The sequence below is a fragment of the Mycolicibacterium tusciae genome (assembly GCF_002086795.1).
In the GTDB taxonomy this organism is placed as follows: domain Bacteria; phylum Actinomycetota; class Actinomycetes; order Mycobacteriales; family Mycobacteriaceae; genus Mycobacterium; species Mycobacterium tusciae.
This window is the reverse complement of sequence record NZ_MVIM01000002.1, coordinates 69,676-84,485: the sequence shown is the minus strand read 5'-3', so window position 1 is coordinate 84,485 and position 14,810 is coordinate 69,676. Positions and strand designations below refer to the sequence as shown.

The following is a 14,810-nucleotide window of genomic DNA, read 5'->3' as shown; positions in this document are numbered from 1 at the left end:
GAGACTACGACGACTACGCCTGCGTCATAGACCAATAAGCGCCACGCTTAGCCATGAGCTGCGCGTGGTTGCCTTGTTCAACGATGCGACCGGCTTCGAGGACGACGATGGCGTCGGCGTCGCGGATCGTCGAAAGCCGGTGCGCGATGATGAAACTCGTCCGGTCGCGGCGCAATTCGGCCATTGCCTGCTGGATCAGCAATTCGGTCCTGGTGTCGACCGAACTCGTCGCCTCGTCGAGGACGAGCAGCTGCGGTCCGGACAGCGTGGCACGGGCAATCGTGATGAGCTGTTTCTCGCCCGCGCTGATGTTTCCGCCGTCGCCCCTGACCCACGTTTGATAGCCGTCGGGCAGATGGTGCACGAACCGGTCGACGTAGGCGGCCTTCGCGGCCGCGATCACCTCGTCCTCTTCTGCATCGGGTCTGCCGTAGGCGATGTTGTCGTAGATGGTTCCGCTGAACAGCCAGGTGTCCTGCAGCACCATCCCGATGCGGGATCGTAGTGACTGGCGGCTGACGGTGGCGATGTCCACGCCGTCGAGCAGGATCTGGCCGGAATCGACTTCGTAGAACCGCATCAGCAGGTTCACCAGCGTGGTCTTGCCCGCGCCCGTCGGCCCGACGATCGCCACGGTGGTTCCCGGTTCGGCGGTCAGTGACAGGTCCTCGATAACGGGTGTGTCTTCGCGGTAGCTGAAGTCGACGTTCCTGAACTCGACCCGGCCGGGGCGTCCCGCCGGCGACGGCGGCATCGCCGCACGCTCAGGGGATTCCTCCTCGGTATCGAGTAGCTCGAACACCCGCTCCGCGCTGGCCACGCCGGATTGCAGGGTGTTGTACATGCCGGCGACCTGGGTCAGCGGCTGGTTGAACTGCCGGACATACTGGATGAAGGCCTGGATACTGCCGAGGGTGATTTGTCCCGTCGCGACTTGTATTCCGCCGACCACGGCCACCGCGACGTAGCTGATATTGCCGATGAACACTGTCGCCGGCGACACCAGGCCCGAAAAGAACTGCGCCTCAGAGCTGGTCTGATACACGTCGTCGTTGAACTCGCCGAACTGTTGCTGTGCCTGGGCGCGATGACCGAATGTCTTGACGATGGTGAACCCGCTGTACGTCTCCTCGATGTGCGCGTTGAGCCGCCCGGTGTTGGCCCACTGTGCGACGAACAACCGTTGAGACCGTCGTGCGATCACCCGGGTCGCCCACAGGGACAGCGGCACGGTGATCACGGTGAGCAGCGTCAGCAGCGGCGAGATCGTCAGCATCATCACCAGCACCGCGATAACCGTCAACACCGATGTCAACAGTGAGTTGATCGTCATCGACAGCGATGTCTGGATGTTGTCGACGTCGTTGGTGACCCGACTTAGGACCTCGCCGCGCTGACGGGAATCGAAGTACGACAGCGGCATTCGGTGCAGCTTGTCCTCGACGTCGGAACGCAGGGTGACCATCGTGCGCTGCACGACGACGTTCAGCATGCGTGCCTGCACCCAGACCAACAACGCGGCAACCAGGTACAGGCACAAGGCCAACAGCAGCGTGCGGCCGACGGCTGCGAAGTCCACGCCCTGGCCCGGTACGACGTTCATTCCGGACAGCAGATCGGCGAAAGTGTTGTCACCACGCGCGCGCGCCGCTTCGATTGCCTGCTCTTTGGTCAGGCCGGCGGGCAGCTGACGGCCGATCACGCCGTTGAACAACAGGTCGGTGGCGTGTCCGAGAATGCGCGGTCCGACGACACCGATCGCGATGCCACCGACGCCGAGCAGGACGACCGTGATGGCCAGCGCCCGCTGCGGCGTCAGCTGCTTGACCAATCTGATCGCTGAACCCTTGAAGTCCCGCGACCGCTCGGTCGGGGCCTGACCCACGCCGCGGATGGTGCGTGCCATCGTCAAGGCGCACCCACCACCTGCGAGTCGGCGAACTCCGCGTACTCCGGGCAATCCGTCAGCAGAGTGTCGTGGCTACCCACACCGAGGATCCGCCCGTTGTCGATGACGATGATTTGATCGGCCTGGGCGATTGTCGAAATACGCTGGGAAACAATCACAACCGTGGAACCGGCCGACTCCTCCCGAAGCGCGGCTCGCACCTGTGCGTCGGTTCGGACATCGAGCGCGGAGAACGCGTCGTCGAACAGGTAGACCGCGGGACGGCGGATCACCGCGCGCGCGATCGCCAGCCGCTGACGCTGTCCGCCGGAAAAGTTGATGCCCCCCTGCGCGACGCGCATGTCCAGGCCGTCGGGGTGGGCGCGTACGAAGTCGTCGGCGGCCGCCACCTTGAGCGCGTGCCACATGTCGCCTTCGGTCGCGACCGTTCCTGGGGCCGCGCCGACCTTCAGGTTGTCTGCGACGGTCCCGGAGAACAGATAACCTCGCTGCGGAACCACACCGATCGCCGCCCACAACTGTTCGAGATCGAACTCGCGCACGTCGATGCCGTCCACGCGAACCGAGCCGGCTGTCACGTCATACAGGCGGCAGATCAACGAAATCAACGTCGACTTGCCGGAACCGGTCGATCCGACGATCGCCGTGGTCGTCCCCGGCCGCGCGGTGAACGAAATATCCTGCAGTACCGGGCGCTCGGCGCCGGGATAGCTGAAAGAGGCGCCATCCAAACGGATCTCGCCCTCGATGGCCGCGGGCCGCACGGGATCCTGCGGGCTGGTGATCTGGGGTTCGGTCGACAACACCTCCCCGATGCGTTCGGCGCACACCGACGCGCGGGGGATGAGAACCAGCATGAATGTCGCGAGCAGTACCGCCATCAGGATCTGCATGAAATAGGCCAGGAACGCGATCAGCGAACCGACCTGCATCTGGCCGGCGTCGATGCGCAGACCGCCGAACCAGATCAGCGCGACGCTGGAGATGTTGATGACGAGCGTCGTCGAGGGCAGCATCAATGCCTGCCAGCGGCCCGCCTCCAGTGCCGCATCGGCGACGGCCTCGTTCGCTTCCGCGAATCGCTTGCGCTCGAACGTTTCCCGGGCGAAGGCGCGAATCACCCGGATTCCGGAAAGCTGTTCACGCATGACCCGGTTGATGCCGTCGATGAGTCGTTGCATACGCCGGAAGATCGGCAGCAGGTGCGACACCACCCAGTAGTTGGCGGCGGCCAGGATCGGCACGCTGACCAGCAGCAGCCAGGACAGGCCCGCGTCCTGATGTACGGCCATGAAGATTCCACCGATCGACATGATCGGCGCGGTGATCAGCATGGTGCAGGTCAGTTGCACGAGCAGCTGGATCTGCTGGACGTCGTTCGTGGTCCTGGTGAGCAGTGACGCCGCACCAAACCGTGCGGCCTCCTCGGCCGAGAACCCGGTGACGTGGTGAAAGATCGACGATCGGAGGTCGCGACCGAACCCCGAGCCCGCCCGCGACCCGAAGTACACCGCGCCGATCGCACACAGCACCTGCAGTGCGGTGACCGCGAGCATCACGCCACCGAGCTCGACGATGATCGGCAGATCGCCCTTGGCGACGCCGTCGTCGATGATCGAGGCGTTCACCGTCGGCAGATACAGCGATGCCAGGGTGCTGATCAACTGGAGCAGCGCCACAGACGCAAGCAGCCACCGATATGGCCGCGCGTACTGTCGTAGCAGCGCCCACAACATGGGAGTTACTGTCGCATACCGCCTATCCGTCGTGGCCAGCAGTGTCACCTGAGAATTGGATAAATAGGCAGGTCAACCGGCCTGTCGGTGGTTGACCTTCTGACCTGCCGCTACAGTGCATGGCGTGACTCCCACGACGCGCGCGGCTCGGACGAGCCGAAACGCCAAAGCGCTGGCCGTGGCGGCCGCGGTGATGATTCCGATGTTTGCCGCTTGCTCGGATTCCGAGCCGTCGAACCCGGGGGAGGTGCCGCAGAGTCAGGCACCTTCGGACAACGCGACCCACGGCCCCTTCTTCCCCGAATGTGGAGGGATCAGCGACCAGGAGGTGATCTCGCAGACGCGGGTCCCGGGTCTGGTGAACACCGCGAAGACGTCGGTGGGGTGTCAGTGGCTTGCCGGCGGCAGCATCCTGGGCCCGCACTTCTCGTTCACCTGGTTCCGCGGCAGCCCCATCGGTCGTGAACGCAAGACCGAGGAGCTGACCCGAGCCAGTGTCGAGGACATCACCATCGAGGGAAAGAACGGCTTCATCGCCACCGGTGACGATCCGATGCTCGGAACCAACCTGTGCGAGATCGGCATCCAGTTCGATGACGACTTCATCGAGTGGTCGATCAGCTACAACGAGCAACCGTTCCCGGACCCGTGCGACGTCGCCAAGGAACTCACCCGCCAGTCGATTGTGAACTCCAAATGAGAATCGGACTTACCCATCAACGCCGGGGTGCCGCGCGCGTTGCTGCTGTGGCGCTGGCCGCGGTCGCGGTGCTTGCCGGGTGCACCAGCACCGTGGAGGGAACTGCGACCAAGTCGGGGTCCGGTGACACACCCCGCAACAACGACTCCGAACGGCAGTACCCGAACCTGCAGAAGGAGTGCGACGTCCTGACCGAGGACATCCTCGCCGAGACGGTCAATGCGGATCCCTTGGATATCCAGAGCACGTTCGTCGGCGCGGTGTGCCGCTGGCAGGCCGCGAACCCGACGGGACTGGTGGACATCACCCGTTTCTGGTTCGAGCAGGGCAGTCTGGCCAATGAACGCGAGGTGGCCGACCAACTCGAGTACCAGGTCGAGAGCAAGTCGGTGGCGGGTATCGAATCCATCGTGATGCGCCCGAACGATCCGAACGGCGCCTGCGGGGTCGCCAGCGATGCGGCAGGCGTGGTCGGCTGGTGGGTCAACCCGCAGAGCCCGGGCAGCGATGCCTGCGCGATGGCGCTCAAGCTGATGGAGCTGACGCTCGCCACCCGCGCCTGACTTACCGCCGATGAGCGCTTGCGCGAAGAGATCTCACCGAGGCACGTGGAAGGTGACCAGCGTGGCACCGTTGAGCGCCAGCTGATCCCAGCCCTGGCCGGTTCGCAGCACCGCGACCGACGACGTCGGGAACTTCTCGGAGATGCGTTCGGCCGCAGAGCTGTTGCTGCCCTCAGCAGTGGCCAATCCGAGTGACACCGCGGACATCGTCGGCTCGTGCCCGATGACCAGCAGCGTGTTCACCTCGTGGTCGAACCGTGAGGCGACCCCGTTGATCTCGTCGATCACCACGCCGGGCGTCGCGTCGTAGAGGCGGTCGACGAACTCCGTCGGCGCGTCGATGCGGGTCCGTTCCAGCGTCTGCCGGGTACGGGTGGCCGTCGAGCACAGCACCGCGTCCACCGCGGGCGCGTGCGCTCGCAGCCAGTCACCGGCCAGCGCGGCCTCCCGGATACCGCGCGGTGCCAGCGGACGTTCGTGATCGGCCACTCCCGCCGGGTAGTCCGACTTCGCGTGGCGAAGCAGCAACAGCGTGTGATAGGAGTCGCTCACCGTCTCACCGTAGAGGTGGCACCGTATTGGGGTCTACTAATTCATGTAGTAGCAGCGGCGGTAAGGTTCGCCACGTGAGTACGCCGAAGTCACGGGCGCGCTGGGTGCGCGGCGCCCTGGTGGGTGTGTGCTCGGCGGTGGTCACGGTCGGTGCTCACGCCGCCGCAGGCGGGGTCGTTCCACAGGGCGGACGACTCATCGCTTCAATGCTGGTCTGCGCGATCATCGGCGCCATCCTGGCCGCCGCGCCACTCGAGGGCCGCCGCGGCAGGCTGCTCGGCGTGATCGGCGCGCTCGCCGTCGCGCAGTCGCTGGGCCACCTCACGTTGATGGCGTCCGCATCACATCACCACGGCGACACTGTGGGACTCACGCCTGCGATGGTCGCCGCGCATCTCGCGGCCGCTGCGCTGCTCGGCGTCGCGATCACCTCCGTCGAATACCTCTACGTCGTCTGCGAGTCGGTGCTGTGCTGGCTGCGACTGTTCGCGCGGGCCGCCTTGCGGCCCGCCGCGCGGGCGTTGCCGCTGGTAACCAGTGACGTTGTCGCACAGTCGGTGCTGCTCTGCGCCGGTCTCGGTATGCGTGCGCCGCCTCGGCAGGCTCTCCCGGCCGGATAACGGTCGATCTCACACACCACAGCAGCGAAGCCTGAGACGAGGTGTCGCTGCCGTCATCTGTTGTGTCAGCGCTGAATCGATGCGCCGCAACCGATCTCCCTCTTCTTGCTTGATCCGATTTAAGGATGTGAATCAGGTGTTCGACACACCTCTCCTCGTGCTTGGCATTCTTCGATGAAGCCGATAGTCGCGAAGCGCGGCGATGCCGCCGTGCTGCGGCGCATCTGGCGTCTGCATTTCTGGGTGGCCCTGTTCGCCGCACCCGCTCTGGTGTTGCTCGCGTGTTCAGGCCTGGTGATCCTGTACAGCGGGCCGCTCAACGACTTGTTGAACCGCGATCTCTACGTCGTCGCCGAAGGGCCGGAGACAATTCCGCTCGACGAGCAGGTCGACGTGGCCACACACCACGTCGGTGTGGACTACACGCTCGACGCCGTCACACCACCCGCCGCTGCGGGACAGTCGACACGGATCGACTTTCTGCCACCGGCGGGCCTTTCGCTCCCCGCCGCGGAAGCGAACCTCACCCAGGTCTTCGTGGACCCGCACACCGGGCGATATCTGGGCCAGCGCAGTGAGCTGTCCGGCCTCGTCGGGTGGGCCAATCAGCTGCACCGCCTGTTCGGCAACGACGGGCCCCAGGTCCATCTGCCGTCGGTCGGGCACCTGATCTCGCCGTCGGCCTATCCCGACGCGACGATTCCGGTGGGGGTCGGAAACCTGTGGATGGAGCTGACGGCGCTCTGGATCCTTGTGCTGATGGCCACCGGGATCTACCTGTGGTGGCCGAGGGCGATCGAGGCGACGAAGCCGCTGCTGACGATCCGTTGGGGACGCGGCGGCCGCATCCGGTGGCGCGATCTGCATGCGCTCACCGGTGTGGTGATCGCGGTGGTCCTCATCTGTTATGTGCTCTCCGGGCTGACGTGGTCACGGTATTGGGGCGAGAATTGGCGGGCGGTTTCTTCGACGATCACGCCGTCGATCGAAGTCGACGCCCCCTCGATGCCGGCGTCCATGGGCGATTACGACCGCCTCGGCCGACGCATCGCATGGGCGGCGGCCGACGATCCGGTGTACGCATCGGCCAGCCACGATTCGGTGCCCGACCGTCTGTCGTTCGCAGACGTCGACCGGCTTGCCAAGGGCGAGCATATGGTTCCGGGCTACGCGATCATCCCGCCGACGGACATCACCGCGAACGGGGAAACGCTGTACGGCAGCTACACGGTCGTCAACGCGTGGCCGCAAAGGCTTTCGGAGCAGCGCACGTTGTACCTCAACCAGTTCACCGGACGGACGATCAGCAACGCCACCGCTGAACATGACGGGGCGCTGTCCCGGGCGACCAGCTTCGGTATCGCGATGCACATGGGCACTCAGTTTGGAGTGCTGACGCGGATCCTGGCGACCGTCGCGTGCATCGGGGTGATCCTGAGCGCGTTTACCGGACTGTTCATGTGGTGGCATCGCCGCCCCTCGGGCCGCAGCGGATTGCCGGGTCCGGTCAGCGATGCGACCCGCGCCGGCACACCCAAACGTGCGGCGGTCGCGGTGTCCGTCGCCGCGGTCGTTCTCGGGCTCTTGTTCCCGGTGTTCGGGGTGTCGCTGCTCGTCGTACTCGGGGTGGAAGCCGTTCTCGCCAGGCGGCGACGAACCCACCGGCGCGAGGCCGCCGCCGACAGCGGTGATGCTGAGGAGGCGAAAGCATATGTCTGACAAAAGATGTCGGGTGTGGGTCGCGGCCTTCGCGGTCTGCACGCTGCTCGGCACCGGCTGTTCGGCTTCCTCGGGCGACCGCAGGGAGCTGATGGCGTCCACCGTGACCGTCGAGAACCAGTGGGCGAGCTCGGCTGAGACGGGGATGGCCGCGGTGTTCGGCACGTTCTCAAACGCGGGCGGCCACGACGCCCGCATCGTGTCCGGTGAATCGCCGCTGGCCGGACGGGTCGAGGTGCACGAGGTCGTCCCGGATGCATCCGGCGCAATGACGATGCGTCCCAACGCGGATGGCCTGACGGTGCCGGCGGGCGGTTCTCGCGAGTTGATCCCCGGTGGCGAACATCTGATGCTGATGGATCTCAAGGAACCGCTGCAGCCAGGTGCCGACGTGACGCTGGCCGTCGTCTTCGAGGACGGCTCGACCCTTCCGGTGACCGCGCAGATCCGCGACTTCGCCGGTGCCGACGAGCAATACACACCGGGCGGCACCGGATCCGGCGGAGGGCATCACTAGCCATGGGTGAGCATCCGATGTTCAACCGGCGGCGTCTCCTGGCCGGGGGCGCCGCCGCGGTGGCCGCGGGAACCGCCCTCACCCAGTGCAGTGCAGCGCAATCCGCCACTGCGGCAGGCGGATTCGGCACCGCGGTCGAACCGTTCTACGGCGCGCACCAAAGCGGCGTCGCCACACCGCCGCAGGCGCACGCGATGTTCGTCGCGCTCGACCTGCTCCCGCAGGGCGGTCGAAGTGCCCGCGACACGCTCACTGCCGTCCTGAAGCTCTGGACATCGGACGCGGCCCGGCTCACTCAGGGCGATCCGGCGTTGGCCGACACCGAACCCGAGCTAGCGCTGCGACCCGCCCGACTCACCGTCACCGTCGGACTCGGGCCCTCCGTTTTCGACCGTGTGGGGTTGGCACACCTGCGACCGGAAGCGGTCACCGAACTGCCTACCTTCAGCACCGACCGGCTGGAGCCGGCATGGCGTGGGGGAGACCTGTTGTTGCAGATCTGCGCCGACGATCCGATCGTCATCGCGCACGCGGGCCGGGTGCTGCTGAAGAACGTCCGCTCCATGACCCGCCAACGCTGGCGGCAGAGTGGCTTTCGCAACGCCCACGGCTCCAATCGGCCGGGCGGCAGCATGCGTAATCTCATGGGGCAGGTCGACGGGACGGCGAACCTTCATGACGAGCAGGCGTTCGACCGGTATGTGTGGGCGGATGGTGCGGCCGCGCCGTGGTTCGCCGGCGGCACGGTGCTCGTCATCCGGCGGATCCGCGCCGAAATGGACACCTGGGACGAACTCGACCGTCCCAGTAAGGAACTCACCGTCGGGCGGCGCCTGGACACCGGTGCTCCGCTGACCGGTCGAACCGAGAGCGACGAGCCCGACCTCGGCGCCACCGTCGACGGGATACCGGTGATCCCGCCGAATTCCCACGTCGCGCTGGCCCGGCACCGCACCGATGACGAGCAGTTCCTGCGCAGGCCGTACAACTACGACGATCCGCCCCGCGACGACCGCACGACCGACAGCGGGCTCATCTTCGCCTCCTACCAGCGTGACCCTGCGCGACAGTTCGTCCCGGTACAGCAGCGCCTCGCGGCCGGCGACGCCCTCAATCAGTGGATCACCACCATCGGATCGGCCACTTTCGCGATCCTGCCTGGCGTTTCGACGCCCGGCGGATTTGTGGGAGAGTCGCTGTTGGGATCCCAGGGGTGAGCGAGGACTGCTGATACACGGGCGCAACGAACCGGCCACGTCTTTGTAGCGGCGTCGACATAGCTTCGCGAAATGAAAGCCCTGTCGCATCCAGCGCTCCAGATCGGTGTCGCCGCGGTCGCCGGACTCGCCTTCGGCCTGATCGCCGGCGAGTGGGCGGCGAATCTGAAATTCGTCGGTGACATGTTCATCCGACTGATCCAGATGTCGATCGTGCCGCTCGTGATGGCCTCGGTGATCGTCGCGACCGGTTCGATGACGGGCGCGGGCACCGGCCGAATCGCGTTCCGCACGTTCAAATGGATGTTCGGTTTTTCGATCGTTGCAGCCATCCTCGCCTGGGTGCTCAGTGTCCTCATCCGCCCCGGCAGCGGTATCGAGTTCAGCGGCGAGGTCGACTCGTCGCTTCAGGAGTCCGCCGGAGAAGCGCTGGGGTGGCAGGACACCCTGCTCAACTTCGTCTCCAAGAACATCTTCGAAGCGATGTCGAGCGCGACGATGGTGCCGATCATCGTGTTCTCACTGCTTTTCGGCGTGGCGTTGCGCAACCAAATCACCAAGACCGGCGATACCAGGGTGCTGACGTTCATCGACCAGATCCAGCAGATCGTGCTCACCATGATTCGACTCGTCATGTATGCCGCCCCGATCGGGGTGTTCTGTCTGCTGGCGGCGCTGGCGGGCGACGTGGGCTTCGCCGTCGTCACATCGGCGCTGAAATACCTGGGGGCGACGCTGGCCGGTGTCCTCATCCTCTTCGCGTTGTTCGTTGTCGTCGTCACGCTGCGCACCCGGCTGAGTCCGTGGAAACTGCCGGGCAAGCTCGTCGAGCAGACGGCGATCGCAATCACCACGACGAGTTCGGCGGTGACGTTCCCGACGGTGCTCAAGAACACCGTCGAGAAGGTCGGCGTCAGTCAGAAGGTCGCCAACTTCACGCTGTCGGTCGGTCTGACGATGGGCTCGTACGGCGCTGTCCTCAACTACATGATCGTCGTCATGTTCCTCGCGCAGTCGGGCGACATCGAGCTGAGCTTCGGCGCGATCGTGCTCGGTATGGCACTGGCCATCCTCCTGAACATGGGAACGATCACCGTTCCCGGCGGCTTTCCGGTGGTGGCTACGTTCCTCGCGACCTCTTTGGATCTTCCGCTCGAGGCGGTCGGACTGCTCATCGCCGTCGATTGGTTCGCCGGGATCTTCCGCACGTTCCTCAACGTCAACGGCGATACCTTCGTGGCCATGCTGGTCGCGAACGCCGACGACGAGATCGAGCGTGAGGTCTACAACGGGACAAGGACCGTGGTGGCCGAGGAAATCGAGCTCGCGGACTATCAGGACGTGCTCACCCGCGCCGATCAAGCCGACTGACGGGGCCCGCCGCGCCTCACCGGACATGTCGGCGGCCGGACCTACACTCGCGATGCCTGGCAAACACCGAGTGGAAGGAATGGGCCGAGATGCGATTCATCCACACCGCCGACTGGCAGCTCGGTATGACCCGCTACTTCCTCAACGGTGAGGCGCAGCCCCGCTATTCGGCCGCGCGCCGCGATGCGGTGGCCGCTCTGAAGGAACTGGCGGCCGGTGCCGGAGCCGAGTTCGTGGTCGTGGCGGGCGACGTGTTCGAGCACAACCAACTCGCGCCAAGGGAGGTCAGCCAGTCGCTGGAAGCCATGCGCGCCATCGGTGTCCCGGTGTATCTGCTGCCGGGCAACCACGATCCGCTGGATGCCTCGTCGGTCTACACCAGCCCGCTGTTCGTCGCGGAGTGCCCGGACAACGTGACGGTCCTCGACCGGTCCGGTGTGCATGTGGTGCGGCCCGGCGTGGAGCTCGTCGCGGCGCCGTGGACGTCCAAGGCCCCCTGCGCGGACCCGGTGGCCTCCGTACTCGACGACCTGCCTGCCGACGGAACCGCCCGCATCGTCGTCGGCCACGGCGGCGTCGACATCTTCGTCCCCGACAAGGACCGGCCGTCGCTGATTCGGCTGGCGGCACTGGAGGCAGCCATCGCCCGTGGCGCCGTGCACTATGCGGCGTTGGGCGACAAGCACTCTCGTATGCAGGTCGGTTCCACCGGGCGTATCTGGTATTCCGGTTCGCCGGAAGTGACCAACTACGACGACATCGAAACCGATCCAGGTCACGTCCTGGTGGTCGACCTCGACGAAGCCCATCCTGACGCGCCTGTGCAGGTCCAGCCCCACACGGTGGGCCGGTGGCGGTTCGTGACGCTGCGCCGCTCGGTGGACAACAGCCGCGACATCGCCGACCTGGACCTGAACCTGGATCTGATGCCGGACAAGGACCGTACCGTCGTCCGAATCGGGCTGACGGGTTCTCTGACGGTGACCGACAAGGCCGCGCTCGATGCGTGTCTGGACAAGTACGCGCGTCTGTTCGCCGCGCTCACCGTGTGGGACAAGCAGTCCGACATCGCAGTGACACCCGCTGACGGGGAGTTCGACAACCTGGGAATCGGCGGATTCGCGGCGGCCGCGGTCGATGAGTTGGTCGCCGCGGCAAGGTCCGACGGCGATGACGCCGACGCTGCGCGTTCGGCACTGGCGTTGCTGCTGCGCCTGGCGGACAGGGGAGTGGCGTGAAACTGCACCGCATGGTCTTGACCAACTACCGCGGCATCACGCATCGCGAGATCGAGTTCCCCGACCGCGGCGTGGTGGTTGTCAGCGGTGCCAACGAGATCGGCAAGTCCTCGATGATCGAGGCGCTGGACCTGCTCCTGGAGTCCAAGGACCGCTCGTCGAAGAAAGAGGTCAAGCAGGTCAAGCCGACGCACGCTGACGTCGGCGCCGAGATCACCGCCGAAATCTCTACCGGCCCTTATCGGTTCGTGTACCGCAAGCGGTTTCACAAGCGGGCCGAGACGGAGTTGACTGTCCTGGCGCCGCGTCGCGAGCAGCTCACCGGCGATGAGGCGCACGAGCGGGTTCGGTCGATGCTGACCGAGACCGTCGACACCTGTCTGTGGCAGGCCCAGCGCGTATTGCAGTCCGCGTCCACCTCGCCGGTGGACCTTTCCGGCTGCGATGCGCTGTCGCGTGCGCTCGACGTCGCCGCGGGCGAGGCCATCGGTATGTCGGAGGCACAGCCCGCCGCCGGTAACGGCACCGACGCGTTGCTGATCGACCGGGTCGAGGCCGAGTACCTCGACTACTTCACCCGAACCGGTCGTCCCACCGGACAGTGGGCCGCCGCGACGAACCGCCTGCGCGCCGCCGACCAGGAACTGGCCCGGTGCGCGGCAGCGATGGCCGAGGTCGACGACGCGGTCCGGCGGCATGCCGAGCTCACCCCGGAGGTGGAGCGGCTGACCGCCGAACGCGTCGACGCCGAGAAGCAGCTCGTAGCCGCCCAGACCGCAGCCGAGGCTGTCGCCGCGCTCGCCGGCCAGCTCAAGCAGGCCGAGCAGGTCGCATCCGCCGCGGACGCCATCCGCGCCACGTCGGTCGCGGCGGTCAACGAGCGGCGCAAGCTGGCCGAACAGATCGATTGGCGGGCCGCCGCCATTGTCGAACTCGAAGCGTCAGCCGCAGCCGCGGCGGAGGAGCTGGCCACCGCCGCGGAGGTACAGCAGGCGGCCGAGGTCGTGGCCGAGCAGGCGCGGACGGCGATGGCTACCGCCCAGGTGCGCGTCGAGGCGGCCCGCCGAAACGTCGACCAACTTGTTGTGCGCGACGAAGCCGACCGGGTGGCCTCGCTGCTGTCCAAGATCGCAGGGGCGCAACGCGATCTGGAGCGCACCGCGGCCGAGCTCGCCGACATCGCGCTGACGGCCGAAGGCATGCGGGCCATCGAGACCGCGAAGTCTGCGGTTGACGTGGCAACGGGTCAGGTCGAGCTGATGTCGGCGCATGTCGAGTTGGTCGCGATCGGCGACATCGAGGTGTGCCTCGGTGGCGAATCGCACACCCTTGCCGCGGGTCAGACGTTGTCGGCGGGCATCAGCGCGCAGACCGACATCGAGGTTCCTGGTGTACTGACCGCACGCGTGGCGCCGGGCGCACCGGCATCGGAGATGCAGGCCAAACTGGCCGCGGCCCAAGAGGTTTTAGCTGCAGCCTTGGCCGCCGGCGGTGTTCCCGATGTCGCCGCCGCGCGCGATCTGGATCAGCGCAGGCAACACTTGACGACGGCCCGGGATCGACTGGCCACCCGGATCGAGGCGCTGTCCGGCGACGGATCCGTCGATCAGCTGCGCATCAGGTTGGCCGAGTTGACCGCACGTCAGCCCGCTACCGCTGACCTGTTCGGCGTCGACCCCGATACCGCTCGCGCCGAGCTCGACGCGGCAACCGTCGCGGTGGCGCACGCCATCGCCGAGGGGGAAAAACACCGCAAGGTCGCTGAGGCGGCGGCAAAACAACTGGGGGAGTGCGAGACCCGCGTCGCGCTGGTGCGCGACAAACTCGTCACCGAACAGGCCCAGATCATGCTGGCGCGTGAGGAACTCGCGCGACAGCGCGCGGTGGCCAGCGATGCGGAGCTGGCCGTCAAGGCAGGGGCACATGAGGAGGAGGCGCGTCGCGCGAGCAGCCTCGTCGCCGAGCTTCGCGAGGAGCTCGCCGGCGCCGAACCCGACGCTGTCGCTGCCGCGTTCACCGATGCCGCCCGTCGCGCCGAAATGGTGAGCCGCGCCCACGACGAGGTGGTCGAGGCGCTGCGCGAGGTGAAGACGCAGCTGAAGGTGTACGGCACCGAGGGGCGCAAAGGGCAACTGGACGCGGCTGAAACCGAACGAGAACACGCCGAGGCCGACTACCTGCGGGTGCAACGCCGGGCCCGTGCCGCGGAGCTGCTGCGTTCGGTGATCACCCGTCATCGCGACGCCACCCGGCTGCGCTACGTCGACCCGTTCCGAACCGAGGTGGAACGGCTTGGCCGACTGGTCTTCGGCACGAGCTTCGAGGTCGAGATCGACAGTGACCTGAAGGTCTGCAGCCGCACACTGTCGGGGCGCACCGTCCCCTACGAGTCGCTGTCCGGTGGGGCGAAGGAGCAGCTGGGCATCGTCGCGCGGCTGGCCGGCGCCGCGCTGGTGGCCAAGGAGGACACCGTCCCGGTGGTGATCGACGACGCGCTGGGATTCACCGATGCCGATCGCCTCGCGAAGATGGGTGAGGTGTTCAACGCGGTGGGCGGTGACGGCCAGGTGATCGTGCTGACGTGCAGTCCGCAGCGCTATGCCGCGGTCGACGGCGCCCATCACATCGCGCTGACCATCTAATCCGCGCGAGTGGCACCCATGGCGCC

At 66.4% G+C, this 14,810-nt stretch carries 12 protein-coding genes; 9 read left to right on the top strand and 3 right to left on the bottom strand.

What is annotated here, in order from left to right:
• Positions 1 to 13 precede the first annotated feature (13 nt).
• Together BST47_RS03505 and BST47_RS03500 are read right to left on the bottom strand one after the other, a co-directional pair.
• Positions 14 to 1,906 (bottom strand): ABC transporter ATP-binding protein, encoded by a 1,893-nt coding sequence (locus BST47_RS03505; RefSeq protein WP_083123839.1) that lies wholly within the window; start codon positions 1,904 to 1,906, stop codon positions 14 to 16.
• Positions 1,907 to 1,908: 2 nt separating this feature from the next.
• Complete coding sequence (locus BST47_RS03500) at positions 1,909 to 3,645, bottom strand: ABC transporter ATP-binding protein (protein WP_083123838.1); 1,737 nt, start codon at positions 3,643 to 3,645, stop codon at positions 1,909 to 1,911.
• 115 nt (positions 3,646 to 3,760) lie between these two features.
• Here BST47_RS03500 and BST47_RS03495 point away from each other — a divergent pair, with 115 nt between their 5' ends.
• Positions 3,761 to 4,345, top strand: a complete 585-nt coding sequence (locus BST47_RS03495; protein WP_083123837.1) for a DUF3558 domain-containing protein — start codon at positions 3,761 to 3,763, stop codon at positions 4,343 to 4,345.
• Complete coding sequence (locus BST47_RS03490; protein WP_083123836.1) at positions 4,342 to 4,908, top strand: DUF3558 domain-containing protein; 567 nt, start codon at positions 4,342 to 4,344, stop codon at positions 4,906 to 4,908. The genes BST47_RS03495 and BST47_RS03490 overlap by 4 nt, the downstream gene beginning before the upstream one ends.
• Positions 4,909 to 4,941: 33 nt before the next feature.
• Here the strand turns inward: BST47_RS03490 and BST47_RS03485 are convergent, their stop codons facing one another.
• Positions 4,942 to 5,460 carry a SixA phosphatase family protein gene (locus BST47_RS03485; RefSeq protein ID WP_083123835.1) on the bottom strand — a complete coding sequence of 173 codons (519 nt, stop codon included), beginning with the start codon at positions 5,458 to 5,460 and terminating at the stop codon, positions 4,942 to 4,944.
• Between the two features lie 74 nt (positions 5,461 to 5,534).
• Here BST47_RS03485 and BST47_RS03480 point away from each other — a divergent pair, with 74 nt between their 5' ends.
• From BST47_RS03480 to BST47_RS03450, 7 genes are all read left to right on the top strand, one after another.
• Positions 5,535 to 6,080 carry a hypothetical protein gene (locus tag BST47_RS03480; protein WP_083123834.1) on the top strand — a complete coding sequence of 182 codons (546 nt, stop codon included), beginning with the start codon at positions 5,535 to 5,537 and terminating at the stop codon, positions 6,078 to 6,080.
• Between the two features lie 174 nt (positions 6,081 to 6,254).
• Positions 6,255 to 7,799 (top strand): PepSY-associated TM helix domain-containing protein, encoded by a 1,545-nt coding sequence (locus tag BST47_RS03475; protein WP_083123833.1) that lies wholly within the window; start codon positions 6,255 to 6,257, stop codon positions 7,797 to 7,799.
• Positions 7,792 to 8,316 (top strand): copper chaperone PCu(A)C, encoded by a 525-nt coding sequence (locus BST47_RS03470; protein ID WP_083123832.1) that lies wholly within the window; start codon positions 7,792 to 7,794, stop codon positions 8,314 to 8,316. The genes BST47_RS03475 and BST47_RS03470 overlap by 8 nt, the downstream gene beginning before the upstream one ends.
• Before the next feature lie 2 nt (positions 8,317 to 8,318).
• The gene (locus tag BST47_RS03465; protein WP_083123831.1) at positions 8,319 to 9,533 is read left to right on the top strand and encodes a Dyp-type peroxidase; all 1,215 of its coding nucleotides are present in this window, start codon (positions 8,319 to 8,321) and stop codon (positions 9,531 to 9,533) included.
• Positions 9,534 to 9,605: 72 nt separating this feature from the next.
• Positions 9,606 to 10,904 (top strand): dicarboxylate/amino acid:cation symporter, encoded by a 1,299-nt coding sequence (locus tag BST47_RS03460; protein ID WP_083123830.1) that lies wholly within the window; start codon positions 9,606 to 9,608, stop codon positions 10,902 to 10,904.
• 89 nt (positions 10,905 to 10,993) lie between these two features.
• A complete protein-coding gene (locus BST47_RS03455) occupies positions 10,994 to 12,142 on the top strand; it encodes a metallophosphoesterase family protein (protein ID WP_083123829.1) in 1,149 nt (382 codons plus the stop codon).
• Positions 12,139 to 14,784 (top strand): AAA family ATPase, encoded by a 2,646-nt coding sequence (locus BST47_RS03450; protein ID WP_083123828.1) that lies wholly within the window; start codon positions 12,139 to 12,141, stop codon positions 14,782 to 14,784. Before BST47_RS03455 ends, BST47_RS03450 begins: the two co-directional genes overlap by 4 nt.
• Positions 14,785 to 14,810: the final 26 nt, after the last annotated feature.

What these genes read in the sequence shown, in the direction of transcription:
- BST47_RS03505 (WP_083123839.1), bottom strand. Translation starts at nt 1,906, where the DNA reads ATGGCACGCACCATCCGCGGCGTGGGTCAGGCCCCGACCGAGCGGTCG.
- BST47_RS03500 (WP_083123838.1), bottom strand. Translation starts at nt 3,645, where the DNA reads ATGTTGTGGGCGCTGCTACGACAGTACGCGCGGCCATATCGGTGGCTG.
- BST47_RS03490 (WP_083123836.1), top strand. Translation starts at nt 4,342, where the DNA reads ATGAGAATCGGACTTACCCATCAACGCCGGGGTGCCGCGCGCGTTGCT.
- BST47_RS03475 (WP_083123833.1), top strand. Translation starts at nt 6,255, where the DNA reads ATGAAGCCGATAGTCGCGAAGCGCGGCGATGCCGCCGTGCTGCGGCGC.
- BST47_RS03470 (WP_083123832.1), top strand. Translation starts at nt 7,792, where the DNA reads ATGTCTGACAAAAGATGTCGGGTGTGGGTCGCGGCCTTCGCGGTCTGC.
- BST47_RS03465 (WP_083123831.1), top strand. Translation starts at nt 8,319, where the DNA reads ATGGGTGAGCATCCGATGTTCAACCGGCGGCGTCTCCTGGCCGGGGGC.
- BST47_RS03460 (WP_083123830.1), top strand. Translation starts at nt 9,606, where the DNA reads ATGAAAGCCCTGTCGCATCCAGCGCTCCAGATCGGTGTCGCCGCGGTC.
- BST47_RS03455 (WP_083123829.1), top strand. Translation starts at nt 10,994, where the DNA reads ATGCGATTCATCCACACCGCCGACTGGCAGCTCGGTATGACCCGCTAC.